Source organism: Chelatococcus sambhunathii (genome assembly GCF_001418005.1).
GTDB classification, from domain to species: Bacteria; Pseudomonadota; Alphaproteobacteria; order Rhizobiales; family Beijerinckiaceae; genus Chelatococcus_A; species Chelatococcus_A sambhunathii.
The window spans coordinates 21,430-39,796 of record NZ_LIOL01000004.1; the positions used below are offsets into that span (position 1 = coordinate 21,430).

General features: G+C 68.6%; 17 protein-coding genes. 5 read left to right on the forward strand and 12 right to left on the reverse strand.

Annotated elements, in window-relative coordinates; genetic code table 11:
- Window positions 1–334: 334 nt before the first annotated feature.
- The 5 genes from ASC46_RS09140 to ASC46_RS09160 all read right to left on the reverse strand — a co-directional run bounded on the left by ASC46_RS09140 (window position 335) and on the right by ASC46_RS09160 (window position 6,295).
- Complete coding sequence (locus ASC46_RS09140) at window positions 335–2,077, reverse strand: NAD+ synthase (protein WP_055459011.1); 1,743 nt, start codon at window positions 2,075–2,077, stop codon at window positions 335–337.
- Between the two features lie 96 nt (window positions 2,078–2,173).
- Window positions 2,174–2,968 (reverse strand): DODA-type extradiol aromatic ring-opening family dioxygenase, encoded by a 795-nt coding sequence (locus ASC46_RS09145; protein WP_210165987.1) that lies wholly within the window; start codon window positions 2,966–2,968, stop codon window positions 2,174–2,176.
- A gap of 241 nt (window positions 2,969–3,209) precedes the next feature.
- A complete protein-coding gene (locus ASC46_RS09150) occupies window positions 3,210–3,554 on the reverse strand; it encodes a diacylglycerol kinase (protein WP_245280513.1) in 345 nt (114 codons plus the stop codon).
- A 313-nt stretch (window positions 3,555–3,867) separates the two neighbouring features.
- Entirely contained in the window at window positions 3,868–5,253 is a 1,386-nt protein-coding gene (locus ASC46_RS09155) for a class II 3-deoxy-7-phosphoheptulonate synthase (protein ID WP_055459013.1), read from the reverse strand.
- A gap of 70 nt (window positions 5,254–5,323) precedes the next feature.
- Window positions 5,324–6,295 carry a DMT family transporter gene (locus tag ASC46_RS09160; protein WP_071924422.1) on the reverse strand — a complete coding sequence of 324 codons (972 nt, stop codon included), beginning with the start codon at window positions 6,293–6,295 and terminating at the stop codon, window positions 5,324–5,326.
- A gap of 351 nt (window positions 6,296–6,646) precedes the next feature.
- Between ASC46_RS09160 and ASC46_RS09165 the strand changes: the two genes are divergently transcribed.
- A complete protein-coding gene (locus ASC46_RS09165) occupies window positions 6,647–7,849 on the forward strand; it encodes an MFS transporter (protein ID WP_055459015.1) in 1,203 nt (400 codons plus the stop codon).
- Window positions 7,850–7,918: 69 nt separating this feature from the next.
- Here the strand turns inward: ASC46_RS09165 and ASC46_RS09170 are convergent, their stop codons facing one another.
- From ASC46_RS09170 to ASC46_RS09180, 3 genes are all read right to left on the reverse strand, one after another.
- Complete coding sequence (locus ASC46_RS09170; RefSeq protein ID WP_141659669.1) at window positions 7,919–8,854, reverse strand: hypothetical protein; 936 nt, start codon at window positions 8,852–8,854, stop codon at window positions 7,919–7,921.
- 275 nt (window positions 8,855–9,129) lie between these two features.
- Window positions 9,130–10,491, reverse strand: coding sequence for a glutathione-disulfide reductase (gene gor / locus ASC46_RS09175; RefSeq protein ID WP_055459017.1), 1,362 nt, complete (start codon window positions 10,489–10,491; stop codon window positions 9,130–9,132).
- Window positions 10,484–11,749, reverse strand: a complete 1,266-nt coding sequence (locus ASC46_RS09180; protein ID WP_055459018.1) for an O-antigen ligase family protein — start codon at window positions 11,747–11,749, stop codon at window positions 10,484–10,486. Before ASC46_RS09180 ends, gor begins: the two co-directional genes overlap by 8 nt.
- 187 nt (window positions 11,750–11,936) lie before the next feature.
- On the opposite strand from ASC46_RS09180, the gene ASC46_RS09185 reads away from it, so the two are divergent.
- From ASC46_RS09185 to ASC46_RS09195, 3 genes are all read left to right on the forward strand, one after another.
- Window positions 11,937–12,905, forward strand: a complete 969-nt coding sequence (locus ASC46_RS09185; RefSeq protein ID WP_055459019.1) for a Bug family tripartite tricarboxylate transporter substrate binding protein — start codon at window positions 11,937–11,939, stop codon at window positions 12,903–12,905.
- 82 nt (window positions 12,906–12,987) lie between these two features.
- Window positions 12,988–13,467, forward strand: coding sequence for a tripartite tricarboxylate transporter TctB family protein (locus ASC46_RS09190; protein ID WP_055459020.1), 480 nt, complete (start codon window positions 12,988–12,990; stop codon window positions 13,465–13,467).
- Between the two features lie 12 nt (window positions 13,468–13,479).
- Complete coding sequence (locus tag ASC46_RS09195; RefSeq protein WP_055459021.1) at window positions 13,480–14,982, forward strand: tripartite tricarboxylate transporter permease; 1,503 nt, start codon at window positions 13,480–13,482, stop codon at window positions 14,980–14,982.
- A gap of 75 nt (window positions 14,983–15,057) precedes the next feature.
- Here ASC46_RS09195 and ASC46_RS09200 read toward each other — a convergent pair whose 3' ends face one another.
- The 3 genes from ASC46_RS09200 to ASC46_RS09210 all read right to left on the reverse strand — a co-directional run bounded on the left by ASC46_RS09200 (window position 15,058) and on the right by ASC46_RS09210 (window position 16,967).
- Complete coding sequence (locus tag ASC46_RS09200) at window positions 15,058–15,561, reverse strand: DUF2059 domain-containing protein (RefSeq protein ID WP_055459022.1); 504 nt, start codon at window positions 15,559–15,561, stop codon at window positions 15,058–15,060.
- 102 nt (window positions 15,562–15,663) lie between these two features.
- The gene (gene rpiA / locus ASC46_RS09205) at window positions 15,664–16,365 is read right to left on the reverse strand and encodes a ribose-5-phosphate isomerase RpiA (RefSeq protein ID WP_055459023.1); all 702 of its coding nucleotides are present in this window, start codon (window positions 16,363–16,365) and stop codon (window positions 15,664–15,666) included.
- Window positions 16,366–16,490: 125 nt separating this feature from the next.
- Window positions 16,491–16,967 carry a hypothetical protein gene (locus ASC46_RS09210; RefSeq protein WP_055459024.1) on the reverse strand — a complete coding sequence of 159 codons (477 nt, stop codon included), beginning with the start codon at window positions 16,965–16,967 and terminating at the stop codon, window positions 16,491–16,493.
- A 93-nt stretch (window positions 16,968–17,060) separates the two neighbouring features.
- Between ASC46_RS09210 and gph the strand changes: the two genes are divergently transcribed.
- On the forward strand, window positions 17,061–17,756 hold the full coding sequence (gph, locus tag ASC46_RS09215; RefSeq protein WP_055459025.1) for a phosphoglycolate phosphatase: 696 nt from the start codon (window positions 17,061–17,063) through the stop codon (window positions 17,754–17,756).
- 5 nt (window positions 17,757–17,761) lie between these two features.
- Here gph and ASC46_RS09220 read toward each other — a convergent pair whose 3' ends face one another.
- On the reverse strand, window positions 17,762–18,367 hold the full coding sequence (locus ASC46_RS09220) for an SCO family protein (protein WP_055459026.1): 606 nt from the start codon (window positions 18,365–18,367) through the stop codon (window positions 17,762–17,764).

An 18,367-nucleotide genomic window follows, 5' to 3' on the forward strand; every position in this document is an offset into this window, starting at 1 on the left:
CCCGCGCTCGTCGCGGGCATCCACGCCCTGACGTTGCGCAAGGCGGAAAGGCGTGGATGGCCGGGACGAGCCCGGCCATGACGAACGGGGAGGTTGTACCACGCTCTTCACGTTCCATTTGCGTAACTGTCCCCACCGTCATGCCCGCGCTCGTCGCGGGCATCCACGCCTTGACACGATGCGCGACGTGGGAAGCGTGGATGGCAACAGCAACGCGCAGGCGCGTTGCGTCTCCTTTAGGATCTCGCAAGTCGGGCGAGCCCGACTTGCGATGACAAGCCCGGCCATGACGATCCGAGGCCATGATGCTGCCGGCGCGGACCGTCCCTGCCCCTTAAAAATCGACGGCGTCGGCACGGGCTGCGCCCCTTGCCCGGTCCATGCCCGCTTCCGGCACGTGCGCCGGCGCGCCGGTGTCGCGGAAGTGATTGACGATCGGATAGCGCCGGTCGCGACCGAAGTTGCGACGCGTCACCTTGACGCCCGGGGCCGATTGCCGACGCTTGTATTCGGCGAGATAGAGCAGGCGCTCCACCTTCTTCACCGTCGCCTCGTCATGTCCGCGCGCGACGATCTCGGCGACGCGCCGCTCCTCCTCGACGAGCCCGACCAGAATATCGTCGAGGATGTCGTAGGGCGGCAGCGAGTCCTGGTCCTTCTGCCCCTCGCGCAATTCCGCCGTCGGCGCCTTGACGAGGATGTTGGCCGGCACGACCTCGCCGTCCGGCCCCAGGGCGCCAGACGGCTTCCAGCCGTTGCGCAGGGCGGAGAGGCGATAGACCTCGGTCTTGTAGAGGTCCTTGATCGGGTTGAAGCCGCCGTTCATGTCCCCGTAGAGCGTGGCATAACCAGTCGACATTTCCGACTTGTTGCCCGTCGTCACGACCATGGCGCCGAACTTGTTGGAGACGGACATGAGCATGGTGCCGCGGGCCCGGCTCTGCAGGTTCTCCTCGGTCACGCCGCGCGGCGTGCCAGCGAAGAGCGGTGCGAGGGCCGCCTCCAGCCCCTCCACCGCGCTGGCGATGGGCAGGATGTCGTAGCGCACGTTGAGCGCCTTCGCGCAGGCTGCGGCGTCATTGAGGCTCTCGCTCGAAGTGTAGCGGTAGGGCAGCATGATGCAGTGGACGCGCTCCGAGCCGAGTGCATCGACGGCCATCGCGGCGCAGAGCGCGGAATCGATGCCGCCCGACAGGCCGAGGACGACACCAGGAAAGCCGCTCTTCTCCACATAGTCGCGCAGGCCGAGTACGCAGGCGGCATAGTCCGCCTGCTCGCCCTCCTCCACCAGCTCGCGGGGAGCCGCGACGCAGCGCCAGCCTCTCGGCTCGCGGCGCCACTCGGTGAGCGCGACGGTCTCGGCAAAGGCCCTGAACTGGCCGGCGAGGCTCGCATCGCCGTTGAGGATAAAGGAGGCGCCGTCGAAGACGAGTTCGTCCTGGCCGCCGACCTGGTTGAGGTATGCCATCGGCAGGCCCGTCTCGGTGACGCGGGCGGCCGCGATGTTGTAACGCTCCAGCATCTTGTCGTGCCAGTAGGGCGAGCCGTTGGGCACGAGCAGGATCTCGCTACCAGTCTCGGCGAGGCACTCGACCACCTCCTCACCCCAGATATCCTCGCAGATCGGCAGGCCGAGGCGCAGGCCACGCAGGCTGACAGGCCCCGGCAGGGGCCCGGCGGCGAAGACGCGCTTCTCGTCGAAGACGCCGTAGTTGGGCAGGTCCACCTTGAAGCGCACGGCGGCGACGGCGCCGGCATCGAGCGCGGCATAGGCGTTGTAGACCTTGCCGTCCTCGTTCCACGGCAGGCCAACGAGGACGGCGGGGCCGCCGTCGGCGGTGTCGCGGGCAAGATCCTCGCAGGCCCGTCTGCAGGCGTCCTGGAAGGCAGGACGGAGCACGAGATCCTCCGCCGGATAGCCGGCAAGGAACAGCTCGGTGAACATCACCACATCCGCCCCCATGGCGGCGGCCTCGGCACGCGCCTTGCGCGCCATGGCGAGATTGGCCGCGATGTCGCCCATGATTGGGTTCAATTGGGCGAGCGCGAGACGGAAGCGATCGATGGGTGTCGTCATGCCTTCGATTTAGCGCGGCCGCGCCTGCCCGGCAACGGCGGCAAGGCGCAACAGGGATGCGCGGTACACGGCGGGGCAGGCCCTCCGGCGCGGCCTTCAGCCAAACCGGTAGGCGTCCATCATGAGGACGCCATACTGCGCGCTCGCGTGCACGCGCTCGCCACGCGCCTCGCCGGCAGCGCCCATGGCGACGAAGAGCGGCAGGAGATGTTCTTCCGTCGGGTGGTTCTCGAGGCCGAAGGGGGCCTTGCGGCGATAGTCGAGGAGATCGTCGGTGCGCCCCTCCTCGATCGCCGCGCGCATCCATTCGCCGAAGGCCGAGACCCAGTCGGGCGCCGGTGCATCGAGCGCGTAGCCGCGCCCGAACAGCTCGTGCAGGTTGTGCGTCAGCGCCCCGGAACCGACGACGAGCACGCCCTCCCGGCGCAGCGGCGCGAGCGCGCGGCCCAGGGCGAGGTGATGGGCCGGCCCGGAGCGCGGCTGGACGGACAATTGCACGACCGGAATGTCGGCCGCGGGATAGAGCAGCGTGAGCGGCACCCAGGTGCCGTGATCGAAGCCCCTGCCCGCGACGGTGCCGGCTGCGAGCCCCGCCTCGCCAAGGAGCGCCGCGGCCCGCGCCGCGAGCGCGGGGTCGCCCGGCGCGGGATAGGTCATCCGGAACAGTTCCGGCTCGAAATTGCCGAAGTCGTAGATCGTCTCGGGCCGGGCATCGGCCGTCAGGGTAGGAGCGGACGTCATGAAATGCGCCGTGGCGACCAGGATGGCGCGCGGGCGCGGCAACGCGGCGCCGAAGGCCTTGAGGAAACGGTGCGCCTCGGTGTTGTGCAGCACGAGGTTGGGCGCGCCGTGCGACAGGAAGAGCGTCGGCATCAGGGTGGCATCCGGCATCGGCGGCTCCTTGGGCCTCTTTGTTCTTTGCTAACGGCTTCGGAGAACGACATTCCTCTCTCGTCATGCCCGCGCTCGTCGCGGGCACCCACGCCTTGATAGCCCCGCAACGTCCAGGGCGTGGACGGTCGGCACAAGCCCGGCCATGACGATGGTGCGACCCGACCGTCGGGATTGAATATAGCGCCGTCGGCCACCCCGCGCCGTTGCAGCGGCGCAAGACATGGTTTGCGGGCTGGCCCTACCAGATGCCGAAGACGGCGCGCTCGACCAGCGTCGCGCCCCAGACAAAGGCCGCGAGCAGACGCGTCAGGAACACCGCGGCCGAAGCGAAGTCCTTGGTGCGCTTGATGTCGGGATTGTGCTCGGGGGTGACGTGGTCGGCGAGTTCCTCGATCGCCGTGTTGAGAAGCTCGACGGCGAGCGCCAGCACGACGACGCAGATGAGCGCCGCGGAAACGAGGGGCGAGAAACCCACGACAAGGGACAGCGGCACCGCCGCCAGCAGCGCCGCGACGAGGATGCGCACGTTGCGGTCGTTGCGGAAGGCGACCTTGAGACCGCTCCAGGAATTCTTGAACGCCACGGCATCGCCTCCCAATTGCCCCTGCGTCAACGCCGGCCGTCAGCCGGCAGTTCCCGCGGGGAGCCTCCTCAGGCGGCCGCGTCCAGCTGACCGCGCGTGGCGAGCGGTCTCACCCCCATCGCCATGGGCGCGACGATCAGGCCGAACGCCGGAGGACGCCGCCCGTCCCCTTCGCGGCGATGAACCCGCCCGCCGACTCGACCGGACACGAGCGGGCGCAACCACATGTCTCGCGGCGCTGCGCCACTTCCTTCGTCTCCAAAAAGGCAAGGGCGGCCCCGGGGCCGCCCTTGCCTTTTCTCGTGACTGAGCCTTACTCGGCCGCCTCGACATGCGGCACGATGCGCGCGGCGCGCTCGCGCTTCAGTCGCTCGGCGACGAGGAAGGCCACCTCGAGCGCCTGCTCCGCATTGAGACGCGGGTCGCAATGGGTGTGGTAGCGGTCGTGCAGGTCCTCGTCCGTCAGGGCGCGGGCGCCGCCGGTGCATTCGGTGACGTTCTTGCCCGTCATCTCGAGGTGAATGCCGCCGGCGTGCGTGCCCTCGGCCTGGTGCACGTCGAAGAAACCCTTGATCTCGCGCATGATGAGGTCGAAGGGCCGGGTCTTGTAGCCGTTGCCGGCCTTGACCGTGTTGCCGTGCATGGGGTCGCACGACCACACGACCGAGCGCCCGCTCTCCTTCACGGCCCGGACGAGGGCTGGCAGGTGCTCCAGCACCTTATCGGCGCCGAAGCGGCAGATCAGCGTGAGCCGGCCCGCCTCGTTGTCCGGGTTGAGCGTGTCGATGAGGCGCAGAAGCTCATCGGCTTTCAGGGACGGGCCGCACTTGAGCCCGATTGGGTTCTTGATGCCGCGGCAGTATTCGACATGCGCATGGTCGGGCTGGCGCGTGCGGTCGCCGATCCATACCATGTGGCCCGACGTCGCGTACCAGTCGCCCGAGGTGGAATCGACGCGCGTCAGCGCCTCCTCGTAGCCGAGCAACAGGGCCTCGTGGCTCGTGTAGAAATCGGTCGAGCGCATCTCGGGATGCGACTCCGGATCGATGCCGCAGGCGCGCATGAAATCGAGCGCCTCGGTGATGCGCCCGGCGAGTTCCTGATAACGGCCCGACGAGGGGCTGTCCTTCACGAAGCCCAGCATCCAGCGGTGGGCGTTCTGCAGGTTGGCATAGCCGCCGCCGGCGAAGGCACGCAGGAGGTTCAGCGTCGCCGCCGACTGGCGGTAGACCATGAGCTGGCGGCGCGCATCCGGCGTGCGGCTTTCTTCCGTGAACTCGATGCCGTTGATGATGTCGCCACGGTAGCTCGGCAGTTCGGTGTCGCCCACCTTCTCGGTCGGCGCCGAGCGCGGCTTGGCGAACTGGCCGGCGACACGGCCGACCTTCACAACCGGTGAGGCGCCGGCAAAGGTGAGCACCACCGCCATCTGAAGGAAGAGGCGGAAGAAGTCGCGGATGTTGTCGGCGGAATGCTCGGCGAAGCTCTCGGCGCAGTCGCCCCCCTGCAGGAGGAAGGCTTCGCCGGCCGCGACCTTGGCGAGGTCGCGCTTCAACCGGCGGGCTTCCCCTGCAAAAACGAGCGGCGGAAAACCGGCAAGCTGCTGCTCGACGCCCGCGAGAGCATCGGCATCCGGATAGACAGGCACCTGCTGGATGGGCATCTTCCTCCAGCTTGCGGGCGTCCACCGCTCGGTCATCTCACCAACTCCCAACAAGTACAGGGAAAGCCGTCAGGCTCCCTCCATCGTGCCACAACAGAGGTGGCGCTTATAGCTGACAGTCCGCGACAAGGCGAGCGTCTTTGCTGCCCTCCTCCGCACGGCGGAAGGCACTCGCCGCCGCGAAGACGCCGAGCATGAGGAGGCCGGCGCCGCCCACCTCCCCGGGCGTCGGCCAGCGGCCCTCAAACAGGAAGCCGTAGACGAGCGCGAAGACCGTCTCCGAGACTATGAGCTGCCCGGCGAACGCCACCGGCAGGCGCCGCGCCGCGATGATCCAGAGCACCGCACCGACCCAGGAGCTGACCATGCCGAGCAGGACCGCCCACAGGACGAGGCGCAGCCCGTCGGCATTGAAGAGGCCGAGCTGCGGCACACTCGACCAACCGTCGACGGTGAGGAGCGGCACGAGCGGCAGCACGCCAACGAGCGAGCCGACGCCCTGAAGGCTCGTCCAGGCATAGACGCCGTCGCCGGCGAGCGCCCGCGAGGTGCGGGCGTTGACGAGGGCGTAGATCGTCCACACGGCGACGGCGCCGAGGGCGCACAGGCAGCCGAGAACGACGTTGGCGCGCGAAGCGGCGCTGTCCGCGCCGGCGAGCGTCGCGATATTGACGAGCGCGAGGCCGGCGAGGATCAGCCCGAGCGGCATGGCGAGCGTCCGCCAGCGCACCGTCCGCTCCCGCCAGTTGCCGACGAGCGCCAGCACCACCGGCAGCGAGCCGATGACGAGCGGCGGGATGGCCGGCCCTGCAAGCTGCACCGCGCCGGCGGCCAGAAGGTAGTAGACGACATAGCCGGTGAGGCCGAGCACGAGCCCGGCGCCCGCATCCCGCCGCGGCACGATGCCCGCCCGGCAGCGGGGCACCGTCAGCATCAGAACGAGCGAGCCGATGCCGAAGGCGAGATAGCGCGCGACCGTGAGGTCGAGGCTGGTATAGGGCATCACCGCCGCCGGACCGACGAAGACGAGCCCCCACACGGCGCCGGCGGCGAGCCCGGCCAGAAGTCCGATGATCATGGTGCGATGCTGCTTCTTTGCGCTGCGGCGCGGCGACGCGGCGCCTGCCAAGACAGGCTTGCCGGCGCCCCTCCGTGCCTTCGGGGCGGAAAAATCGCGCATCGGCAAAGCATTTTGCGCAAAATCGACGCCCATCCGCAGCAGGATATGCGGCGCGGCAGCGCCGATCGCCGCCCGTGCGCTGCCACATTCGCGCAGGATGATCGTTCGCCTGTCGCGGCCCGCAAGGCCCGGGACGCCCTGCCCTGGTTGAATGACTGCAGCGTCGACGAAGCACTTTCCTTTCCCGCCTCTCTTGGCGAAGGTTGGAGATGCGCGCCGACGCGCCCCGCCCGAACACCGGACCCGATCGTGCCGACCGCCATCGTTCCCCTGTCCCCGGTTCTCCTCGCCGTTTTCATCCTCATCGCCGGCAACGGCCTCCTAACCACGCTGGTGCCGCTGCGCGGCGTGCTCGAGGGCTTCTCCCCGACCGAGGTCGGCGTCATCGGCTCGGTCTATTTCGGCGGCATGCTCGCCGGCACCTGGGTGACGCCGGCCATCGTGCGGCGGGCCGGGCACATCCGCGCCTTCGCGGCCTTCGCCGCGGTCGCGGCGGTCGCGTGCCTCGGCTTCGCGATCTTCCTCTCGCCGCTTGTGTGGATGGTGCTGCGCGGGCTCGTCGGCTTCTGCTTCGCCGGGCTCTACGCCATCGTCGAGGCCTGGATCAACGCCAAGGCGCACGACGGCAACCGCGGCCGCATGCTCGGCCTCTACAACATCGTCAACTTCGCCGGCTCCGCCGCGGGCCAGCAGCTGCTGCGCCTCGACAGCGCGCGCTCCTTCAGCCTGTTCTCCGGCGCCTCCGCCTTCCTCATGTTGGCACTGGTGCCGCTCGCCATGACGCGGGCCGAGGCCCCGCCGCTGCCGGCCAAGGGGCGGCTGCGCATCCTGGAGCTCTTCCGCACGACGCCGATCGGCGCCGTCGGCATCCTGCTCGTCGGCCTTGCCAACGGCAGCTTCTGGTCTCTCGCCCCCGCCTATGTGGAGCGGCTCGACCTCGGCGCCGGCGTGGTCGCCAGCTTCATGACCGCCATGATCCTCGGCTCGGCCACCGCGCCCTATCCCGTCGGCAAGCTGTCCGATATCGTCGATCGGCGCGGCGTCATCCTCGGCGTCTCGGCCGTCGCCTGCGTGGTCGAGGTGGCGCTCGTCATCGTCGGGCGCGGCGAGACGGCGGTGCTCTACGCGCTCGCCTTCGCCCTCGGCCTCACCACCTCCGTCATCTACCCCCTGATCTCGGCCCATGCCAACGACCGTCGCTCGCAGGAGGGGGCCGTGCACCTGTCGAGTACCCTCCTGTTCCTCTATTGCGTCGGCGGCATCGTCGGGCCCATCGTCGCCGCGACGCTGATGACGCTCTTCGGCGACGTCATGCTCTTCGTGCATAACGCCGCCATCCACGCCATGCTCGTCGGCTTCGTCGCCTGGCGCATGATGCAGCGCCCGCCCTCCGATGCGCAGCTCGTGCTGGAAGCGCCACCCGGAACAGCGGCACACCATCCGGTGCCATAGCGATCCTGGATGATCGGAAGGGCGCCCCGGCCAGAGGCCGGGACGTCCCCCCCTCTTTCGCCGATCGGCTCAGGTGGAGAGCAACCGCTGCGCCTCGACATCCGGCGCCGCGGAAGCTGCTTCACGCGGTGCCGGTCGTGCAGGCGCGATGTAATCAGCCAGGAGCTGAGCCCCGCCCGAAGCGATGCCGCTCAGGGAACCTCCGCCCCACAGGAAGGCCGATGTGCGCGCATGCCCGACGGCCCCTGCGTCATCCCCGGCATCCGCAGCCCGCTGCGCATATCCACTCTCGACCGCCGCCGCCAGATTGAGACCCGCGGACAGCAGGGCGAAGGCGTCGCGCGTGAGCAGCAGCCCGCCCCGCAGACCCCGCTGGGACAGGTCCTGCGAAACATCCACGCATGCCTGCGCCGCGCCGGACAACGCATTGACGCCCCAGCCAACCGCATAGGCATAGCCGGCTGCCGAGGACAGCGGCGTATTGCCCAGCAATGTGAAGAGCAGCTTTGCGCGCCCCGCTGTCGTGGCAGCGTAGGTACCCCGACCGGCCAACGCGCCGAGCCGCCCGGAAGCGCCGGCCTCTTCGCTCTGCGGAGCTTCGGGCAGCCGGATGGAACCGCGCCACAGCTCGTTGCTCAGGAAATCGCGACCGAGGCTCACCTGTCCTTCGGCTGACGTCGCCCAGTGAGAGGCGCTCGCGGCCGCCAGTTCGAGCGCTGGTGCCACGACCGGACCGGCATACCCGAGGGCGTCACGGCCGCGCGCAACCGCCCGCCGCATCGGGGCCAGCAAGGTTTCCGCCTGTCTCGCATTCCGATCCGGAGTTGCCGACCGGCGCGCAGACACCGGGCCATTCTGGCCAGCCCGGGCCTCGCGCACGCGCTGCCGGACGACGCTCGGCAAGACCGGCGCGCTGCCGCTCCGCACATGATCCGAGAACTCCGCCACGACATTGCCGAGGCGCTTCGCTGCCGCGGCATCCATGCCAGCAATACGGTTATTCATGTCAGCCAATCCATTCCAATAAACAAAATATATGCACCGCATAATTATCGCTGAACAGCAACACCGGATCATAGTCGCTCAAATCGACACGACAATAACTATCAGAAATATATCGCTTGATGGCGTTGTGCATGAACGCAAGCCAACAAAGCTTCAGGCAGGGATCTCCGCGCGGCAACAGGAGAGCCCAGCCCAGCGCCTTCCCGTTGCGGTCGCCGGGCGAGCGCGGGTGTCGTTCCCCGCAGGTGAAGGCGAATCGAGCTTACGGCTTCCTTTCAGGCCACCGGCGTGCGCATGGTCACGAGTTCCTCCGCCGCCGTCGGGTGGACGGCCATGGTGCGGTCGAAGTCGGCCTTGGTAGCGCCCATGGTGACGGCGATGCCGACGAGCTGGATCATCTCGCCGGCGCCGTCCCCCAGGATATGGACGCCGAGCACGCGGTCGGTATCGCCGTCGACGACGATCTTCATCAGCACCCGGTCCTCGCGCCCCGACAGGGTCGCCTTCATGGCGCGGAAGCTGGACCGGAAGATCCTGACATTGCCATAGCGCTGGCGCGCGTCGGCTTCGCCGAGGCCGACGGTGCCGATCTCGGGCGAGGAGAAGACGGCAGTCGGGATGACGTTGTGGTCCACGCTCGCCGGGCGGTTTCCGAAGACGGTATCGGCGAAGGCATGGCCCTCGCGGATGGCGACGGGGGTGAGATTGACGCGGTCCGTCACGTCGCCGACGGCGTAGATGCTCGGCACGTTGGTCCGCGACATGGCGTCGACCACGATGGCGCCATTGGAGGCGAGCGCCACGCCCGCCTCCTCGAGGCCGAGCTTCTCGGTGTTGGGCACGCGGCCGGTCGCGATCATGACCTGGTCGACGCGCAACTCGCGCCCGTCCGTAAGGGTGATGAGCAGTTCGCCGTCCATCTTCTCGATGCTCGTCAGGCCACATTCGAGGCAGAGCCTGATGCCGCGCTGCGCATAGGCCTCCCCCAGCGCGTCGCGCACATCCTCGTCGAAGCCGCGCAGCAGCTTCTCGCCGCGGTGGATCAGGGTGGTCTCGACACCAAGGCCGGCGAAGATCCCCGCGAATTCGACGGCGATGTAGCCGCCGCCGACGACGGCGATGCGCTCCGGCAGCCGCTCGAGATGGAAGGCCTCGTTGGAGGTGATCGCGTGCTCGATGCCGGGCACCGCAGGCACCTTCACCACCCGCCCGCCGGTGGCGACGAGGATGACGCGGGCGCGGATACGCGCGCCGGTCTTCAGGACGCGCACCGTGTGGGCATCCTCGATCACGGCGCGGCTGTCGACGATGTCGACGCCGGCCTTGGTGAGGTTGGTGCGATAGATGCCCTCGAGCCGGGCGATCTCCGCATCCTTGTTCTTGATCAGGGTCGGCCAGTCGAACGCCGCCTTGGGCACGCTCCAGCCATAGCCGGCCGCGTCCTCGAAATCGCCAGCGAAGCGGCTGGCGTAGACGAGGAGCTTCTTGGGCACGCAGCCGCGGATGACGCAGGTGCCGCCCATCCGGTCTTCCTCGGCGAGCATGACGCGGGCGCCGTGGCCGGCGGCGATGCGCGCGGCGCGCACGCCACCGGAGCCTCCACCGATCACGAAGAGATCGACGTCGAAATCACTCATGATCCACCCCCTTGGAAGGCACCGCCCTGTCCGGACGGCGCCGGAACCAGACGACCGCGGCGCCCACAGCCGCGATCCACCAGCCCTGCCAGGCCCCGTGCCCGACGAGCATGACGCCGGCGGCGGAGGCCACGAGCGCGAGCGAAGCAGCCAGCCGCAGCCCCCGCAAGTGCGCCAGCGCACGCATCATGGTCGCAATCACGAGCGCAGCCAGCACGGCCCCGACGGCGCCGAGCTCGACCCATATCTGCAGGAAGGCGTCGTGCGGATGCCCGATCGCCAGCATCTCGCGCAGGTCTTCCGGCACCTCCTGCGCGACCGGATCATCGGCAAGGCGCGGGCTTGCGCCGAAGCCGGTGCCGAGAAGCGGCCGGTGCCGGACGACCTCCTCGAAGCTGCGCCACAGCGCGATGCGCTCGACAGCGTGGCCGCGCTGCTGCACGAGCGCGACGAAGGAGTCTGGCAGCTGCATCGTGAGCGAGCCCTTGAAGGGGGCAATGATGAGACAGGCCAGGAGCCCGGCTGTGACGAGGGCGAGGGCGACCCGCCGACTGAGGAGCGCGATGGCGAAAGTGCCGATACCGCACAGGGCGCCCATCAGCGCCGCCCCCGATTCGCCGACGACCAGCACGAGGAGCAGGGCGGCCAGAGCGGCGCCTGCCAAAATCCGCCGACTGCCCTCCCACCAGAGGAGGCCGAGCGGCCAGGCGAGCATCAGCAGCGTGATGATGCTGCGGTTGAAGACGAAGCCCCCCGTGGCGCGCAGGCCGAGTTTCTGGCGCACGGCAAGGCCGGTGGCGAGATCGCCGATGACAACTAAGCAGGCCGCGACAAAGGCGGCACCCGCCAGCACCGTGACGATGCCCGGCACGCGGCGCGGCAGGAGGATGGCCGCCACGGTCGCGGCGAAGGCGGGCAGCAGCGCCTCGCCAAAGGTGAAGAGCGAGGCGCGGGGAAGGACGCTCCACGCCATGCTCACCGCCGCATAGGCCGCGAAGGCGGAGACGACGAGGAGCGCCGGCGCACGCGCGATCGCGCGTGAGGCGAGGAAAAGGCGCATCCGGCCCGGCGGCTCCACGAGCGCCGCGAGAATCGCGAGCGCCGCCGCCACGCCGACCACGAGCGGCGAGGAGCGATTGGCGAGCGCCATCGCCAGCGGCAGCAGCGCCAGCGTGACGAGGGACGCCAGCTCCAGCCGGCGGGCATGAACGGAGGGCGCGGCGCGGAGAGCGGGCATGGCGAGAGGCAAGAAGGGCACTCGCTGGATTCGAAGATGCGACGGTCCGGCTTTAGAAGAAGCCCTGCCAAAGGGAAAGCCGCAAAGGCCCGCGACGGAGCTATTGTTCCGATATAATGTGACGCGATGTTCGCTTGATGGGGGAAGAAGCCGCCGATACCGTCTGCGTCCGATCAGCAAGAACAGATCGTAAAATGGGAGGAACCACATGTTCCATTCGTACAAGATGGTTACCGGCGCCGTCGCCGCGCTCCTCGTGGCCGCGGGCCTGTCCACGGGCGCACTCGGCCAGAGTCTCGAGTTGAAGATCATGGCCCCGGCCGCACCGGGCGGCGGTTGGGATCAGACGGCGCGCGCCATGCAGGCGGCCCTGACCGAAAGCGGCGCGGTCAAGAGCGCGCAGGTGGTCAACGTACCGGGCGCCGGCGGCACCGTCGGGCTCGCTCAATTCGTGAATGCGAAGGGCGACGGGTCGCAGCTCATGGTCAACGGCTTCGTCATGGTGGGCGCCATTCTCACCAACAAGGCGCCCGTGACCCTCGCGCAGACGACGCCAATCGCGCGGCTCACCGCCGAGAACCAGGCGATCGTCGTGCCGGCCAATTCGCCGATCAAGAACGCGAAGGACCTCGCCGAGGCACTGAAGGCCGATCCCGCCAAGGTGACCTGGGCCGGCGGCTCGGCGGGCGGCACCGACCACATCATGGTCGGTCTCTTCGCCAAGGCGGTCGGCGTCGATCCGACCAAGATCAACTACGTGCCCTTCTCCGGCGGCGGCGAGGCGCTGGCGGCGATCCTCGGCGGCAAGGTGACGGCAGGCGTCTCCGGCTACGGCGAATTCGAGGGCCAGATCAAGGCCGGCAAGCTGCGCCTCATCGGCATTGCCGCCGAAAAGCCCGTGCCCGGTCTCGATGCGCCGACCCTGAAGGATCAGGGCATCGACCTCGCCATCGTCAACTGGCGCTCGGTCGTGGCGCCTCCCGGCCTCGACGAGGCCCAGACGAAGACGCTACTCGCGGCCATCGACAAGATGGTCAAGTCGAAGCAGTGGCAGGAGACTCTGAAGGCCAAGAATTGGGACGACGCCTATCTCTCGGGTGAGGCCTTCGCGACGTTCCTCCAGAACGAGCAGGTGCGCGTCGCCGAGGTGCTGCAGTCGATCGGTCTCGTCAAGTAGAGAGACCGACCGCCAATGGCAGAGCGGCGGAGAAAGGTCTTCTCCGCTGCCTCGCCGCATCGGAGGCCATCCGGGGAAGGGCATGACGCAACAAAAAGAGGACCGCAGGATCGCACCTGTCGGCTTCGTCATCGCGGCAGGACTTCTGGTCCTTGCGGCTTTCGTCGCCAAGGACGCCGTCGGTATGGGGGCGGTATCGAGCTATGCCGGCATCGGCCCGAGCGCGGCTTCATGGGCCGTGGCGGCCGGCCTCGGCCTGCTCGCTGCCGGCACCCTCGTCAGCACCCTGCGCGGCGAGGTCCCCACGCCGGAGCCGAGTGATCGCGCCGCCGTCCTCACCATCGTTGCCGGCATCGCCGCCATGATCGCGACCATCAGCGCCGGCGGCGGCTTCATTCCCGCCATGGCGCTGCTCTTCGGTCTGACGGCGCGCGGCTTCGGCCGGCGGGCGCTCGCCACCGATCTCGGCATCGGCGTCGTGCTCGGCCTGATCGTCTATCTCGGCTTCACAAAGCTGCTCGCCCTGTCGCTGCCGCAGGGGCCGATCGAGCGGCTCTTCTGAAAGGCCCCTCCGGTGCTCGATTCCGTCTTCGCGCTGGCGCAGGGCTTTTCCGTCGCCTTGGAGCCGACGAAGCTGCTCTTTGCCCTCATTGGCGTTTTCCTCGGCACCGCGGTGGGCGTACTGCCGGGGATCGGCCCGGCACTCACCGTGGCGCTGCTCCTGCCCGTCACCTTCAAGCTCGACCCGACGGGCTCGCTCATCATGTTCGCGGGCATCTATTACGGCGGCATGTATGGCGGTTCGACCACGTCGATCCTCATCAATACGCCCGGCGAGAGCGCCTCGATGATCACGGCGCTCGAGGGCAACAAGATGGCCAAGGCCGGCCGCGGCGGACCGGCGCTCGCCACCTCTGCCGTCGGCTCCTTCGTCGCCGGACTCATCGCTACCATCGGTCTTGCGCTGTTCGCCCCCTGGCTGGTCGAAATCGCCATCCAGTTCGGACCGGCCGACTATTTCGCCCTGATGATCGTGGCCTTCGTCACTGTGTCGGCAACCTTCGGCGATTCGCCGCTGCGCGGCCTCACCAGCCTCTTCATCGGCCTCATGCTCGGTCTCGTCGGCATCGATGCGCTGAGCGGCCAGGCGCGGCTGACCTTCGGCGTGCCGGAGTTGCTCGACGGCGTCGAGGTGACGACGCTCGCCGTCGGGCTCTTCGCCGTGGGCGAAGCACTCTTCGTCGCCTCACGCATGAAGCACGCGCCCGAGACGATCGAGCCGGTGCGCGGCTCCCTGTGGATGACGCGGGAGGATTGGAAGCGCTCGTGGAAGCCGTGGCTACGCGGCACGGCGCTCGGCTTTCCCATCGGCTCGCTGCCTGCCGGCGGCGCCGAGATACCGACCTTCCTCTCCTATACCATCGAGAAGAGGCTGACCAAGCATCCGGAGGAATTCGGCAAGGGCGCCATCGAGGGTGTCGCCGGCCCGGAAGCGGCGAACAATGCCTCTGCGGCCGGCACCCTGATGCCGCTGCTCACGCTCGGCCTGCCAACCTCGGCAACGGCGGCGATCCTGCTCGCAGGCTTCCAGCAATACGGCCTCAATCCCGGCCCGCTGCTGTTTGCCGAACGGCCGGACCTCGTCTGGGGCCTCATCGCCAGCCTTTTCATTGCCAATGCGATGCTGGTGATCCTCAACCTGCCGCTCATCGGCCTGTGGGTGCGGCTGCTCGCCATTCCGCAGCCCTGGCTCTATGCCGGTATCCTCGTCTTCGCCGCCATGGGGACGATTGCCGCCAACCCCTCGCCCGTCGAACTCGTCATGCTCGCGGTCTTCGGCCTCCTCGGCTTCGTCATGCGACGCTACGACTATCCGATCGCGCCGATGGTCGTCGGCCTCATCCTTGGGCCGATGGCGGAGACGCAGTTGCGGCGCGCGCTGCAGATCAGCCTGGGCGACCCGATGGCGCTCATCGAGAGCCCCCTCGCGGCCACGCTGCTCGCCATCGCGGCACTGGCGCTGGTAGCGCCCCTCCTGTTCCGGGGCCTGTCGCGCTTCAAGGCCGACGAAGACTGACGACGCCGAAGGCGGCCACGAAAAAACCGGCGACTGCGGCGCCGCCGGTTTCCTTCGCGCTGGCGCGTGGACACTTCAGAGCTGGTGGCCGCGCTTGGCCATCTCGGCCCGCACCTGAGTCATCGCCTCCTCGAAGACGCGCCCGGTCCAGTCCTGCATGGCGACATAGAGGTCGTCGAGCACGGCGGGCTGCGCCGCGACATAGGCCTTGCCGGCATCGGAACTGAAGAAGGCGGCGGCAGCCTTGAGATCGGTCTCCTTCATGCGGCTGGCGAGGATCTTGGCCGCCGTCTCCACCAGATCGGCCTTCTTGCTCTCGATGGTGGGCTGCAGCTGCGCCAGCACCTCGTCGAGGTCCTTGGTGATCTCGGGGCGGGTGACATAGCTTTGCTTGATGCGCTGGGCGAAGGTTGGCACGAGCGCCTCGAAGGAACGGTCCATGCCCGAGCCGGTCACGATCTGGCGCGCGGCCTCGACCTTGGCCGGCGTGATACTGCCCGTGTCCTGGGCAAAGACCGGACCGGCGAGGGCGAAGGCGACGGCGGCGGCGGCCGCGACGTGAGTGGCTGTACGCTTCATTGATCGGTATCTCCCTGGCGCCTCGCGCGTCATGCGCATGTCGAGCGGATCGCTGCGATCAGAACGATGGAACTGCGCTCGAAGTCAATATCTTGCCGGGCCTCAGCCAAGCTCGCCAAGTTCCACGAGCCCCGCCTCCGTGGCGATAACGGCGCCGGATGCAAGGCCGAGGAAGAGCCCATGCTCGACGACGCCGGGGATGGCGACAAGGTCGCTGGCGAGCGCCTCCGGCTCCTCGATGCGCTGAAGCGCGGCATCGAGGATGAAATGGCCGCCATCGGTGACGAAGGGGTTGCCGTCGCCCCCCCGCCGCAGGGTCAGCGGGGCCGAGGGCCAGCGCCGCGCGAGAACCTGGGCGATGGCCTCCTGCGTCGCGCGCAGCCCGAAGGGGTTGACCTCGATGGGCAGCGGAAAGCGCCCAAGGACGTCCACATGCTTGGAGCCGTCGGCAATGACGACCATGCGCCGGCTGGCGGCTGCAACGATCTTCTCGCGCAGGAGCGCGCCGCCACCACCCTTGATGAGGCGCAGGCTGTCGTCGAGTTCGTCGGCGCCGTCGACCGTGAGGTCGAGGGCTGGCGTCTCGTCGAGCGTCGTGAGGGGAATGCCTTCCGCCTCGGCCTGCAGGCGCGTCGCCTCCGAAGTCGGCACGCAGACGACCTTGAGCCCGGCCCGCACCTTCTCGCCGAGGATGGCAACGAAATGGCGGGCGGTCGAGCCCGTGCCAAGGCCAAGGCGCATGCCGTCCCGCACCAGCTCTGCCGCCCGCGCCGCCGCGGCGCGCTTCATCTCTTCGGCATTCATCCCAAACAATCCGCCCCGAATCCGCCAGCCGGTGCGCCGCATGCCCGATCGGCCGCCGCCCGTGCCGGTCCGCTTGTCCTGAGCCGCTTTACCATGCGCTTCGGGCAGCGGAAAGGCAGGGCAGATCAGCGGGCACCGGAGCCGCGCTGGCCGCTGTCGCCCGCGGCCGGCTGCTCGCCGCCCTCCCCGCCGGCCGGCGCGGCGCTGGTGGCCTGCGGCGTGCACACGACCTGATCGTTGAAGACGTAGCAGACGCTCATCTCCCCGCTACGGTAATTGACGCGGAAGACGCCCGCCTCCTTCTGGTGATGCGAGGCGACGAGACCATATTCCCCGGGTTTCTGCGGTCCGGCCCCCTCGCCCGCGGGATAGCAGAAGGTGACGCCGATGGTGCCTTCCTTGAGGCCGTACTGGCAGGCGCCGACCTCGCCCGTGACCCGATCGATGCGGTAGATGCGGTTGAGGTCTGTCTGCGGGGCGGCCTTGAACTCGAACTGGTTGGCCTGCGCGGGCAGGACGAGGGCGACAAGCAGGGCAGCGGCGGCGGGCAACTTCACGATGGGCGACATGACAACTCCGATGCGGGCGAATCGCGTCGGCATTCTACCATCGCGCCGCCGGCGAGAACGGGGCGACCTGTGGCCCGACGGCTTGCCGGGCTTGCCCGCGCCGGCGGCATCGGCTAGCGCTCTGCCATGTCCGACACCATCGCGACCATCGTCTTCGACCTCGACGGCACCCTGGCCGACACCGCGCCCGACCTCATCGCGACGCTGAACCTGATCCTCGCCGAGGAAGGTCTCGAGCAACTGCCGCTCAGCGAGGCGCGCGACCTCATCGGTGCCGGCGCCCGGGCACTGCTCGAACGGGGCATCGCGGCGAACGGCCGCAGCGTCGCGCCCGCGCATCTCGACCTGCTCTTCGAGCGCTTCCTCTCGATCTATGCGGGACGCATCGCGGTCGAGACGCGGCTCTTTCCTGGTGTTGCGGCCGCCCTCGAGCGATTCCGTGCCGCCGGCTGGCGGCTCGCGGTCTGCACCAACAAGTTCGAGCACCATTCGGTGATGCTGCTCAAGGCGCTCGGCATTGCCGGGCATTTCCATGCCATCTGCGGGCGTGACACCTTCCCGTTCTCGAAGCCCGACCCGCGCCACCTGACGATGACGGTCGCGGCCGCCGGCGGCGTGCCGGAGGCGGCCCTGATGGTCGGCGATTCGCAGACCGACATCGCGACCGCCAGGGCCGCCGGTATCCCGGTCATCGCCGTGCCGTTCGGCTACACCATGACGCCGGTGAGCGAGCTTGGCCCCGACATCATCATCGAGCATTTCGACGCTCTGTGGGATGCCGCGGCGGCGTTATACCGCCGCAGTTCCCTCGCCGATTCCTGAAGCCTTCAGCCCTCGACGAGCCGGCGCAACTTGCGCATCTGCGTGTCCTGCTGCTCGTGATAGTCGAGCGTGCCGGCGAAATGCCCCTGCCGATCCATGAGATAGACCGAGGCTGTGTGATTGACCGTGTAGCCATCCCCCTCGGTCGGTACGCGCTGATAGGTGGCGCGATAGGCCTTCACCACCGCGTCAATCTCCTCCTGGGTGCCGGTGAGGCCGATGATGCGGGGGTCGAACGACTCGAGGTAGGTCGCCATCAGCTCACGCGTATCGCGCTCGGGATCAACCGAGATAAACAGCACGGTGAGCTTGTCCCCGTCCGGGCCAAGCGCCTTCAGATTCTCCGACATCTCGAAGAGTGTCGTCGGGCACACGTCCGGGCAATGGGTGAAGCCGAAGAAAACGGCGAAGGGGCGCCCGGCGAGATCGGCCGACGACAGCTTCTTGCCGTCGTGCGTCGTCAGGGTGAACGGTCCGCCGATATTGGCGACGCCGCTCGTCCGGACACCCCCCTGGGGCGCCACGAGACGGTCGCCGACGATCCACAGGGCGCCCGCGACCAGCGCGATAACGGCGACGAGGCTCCACAGGATGATGCGCAAACGACTCAT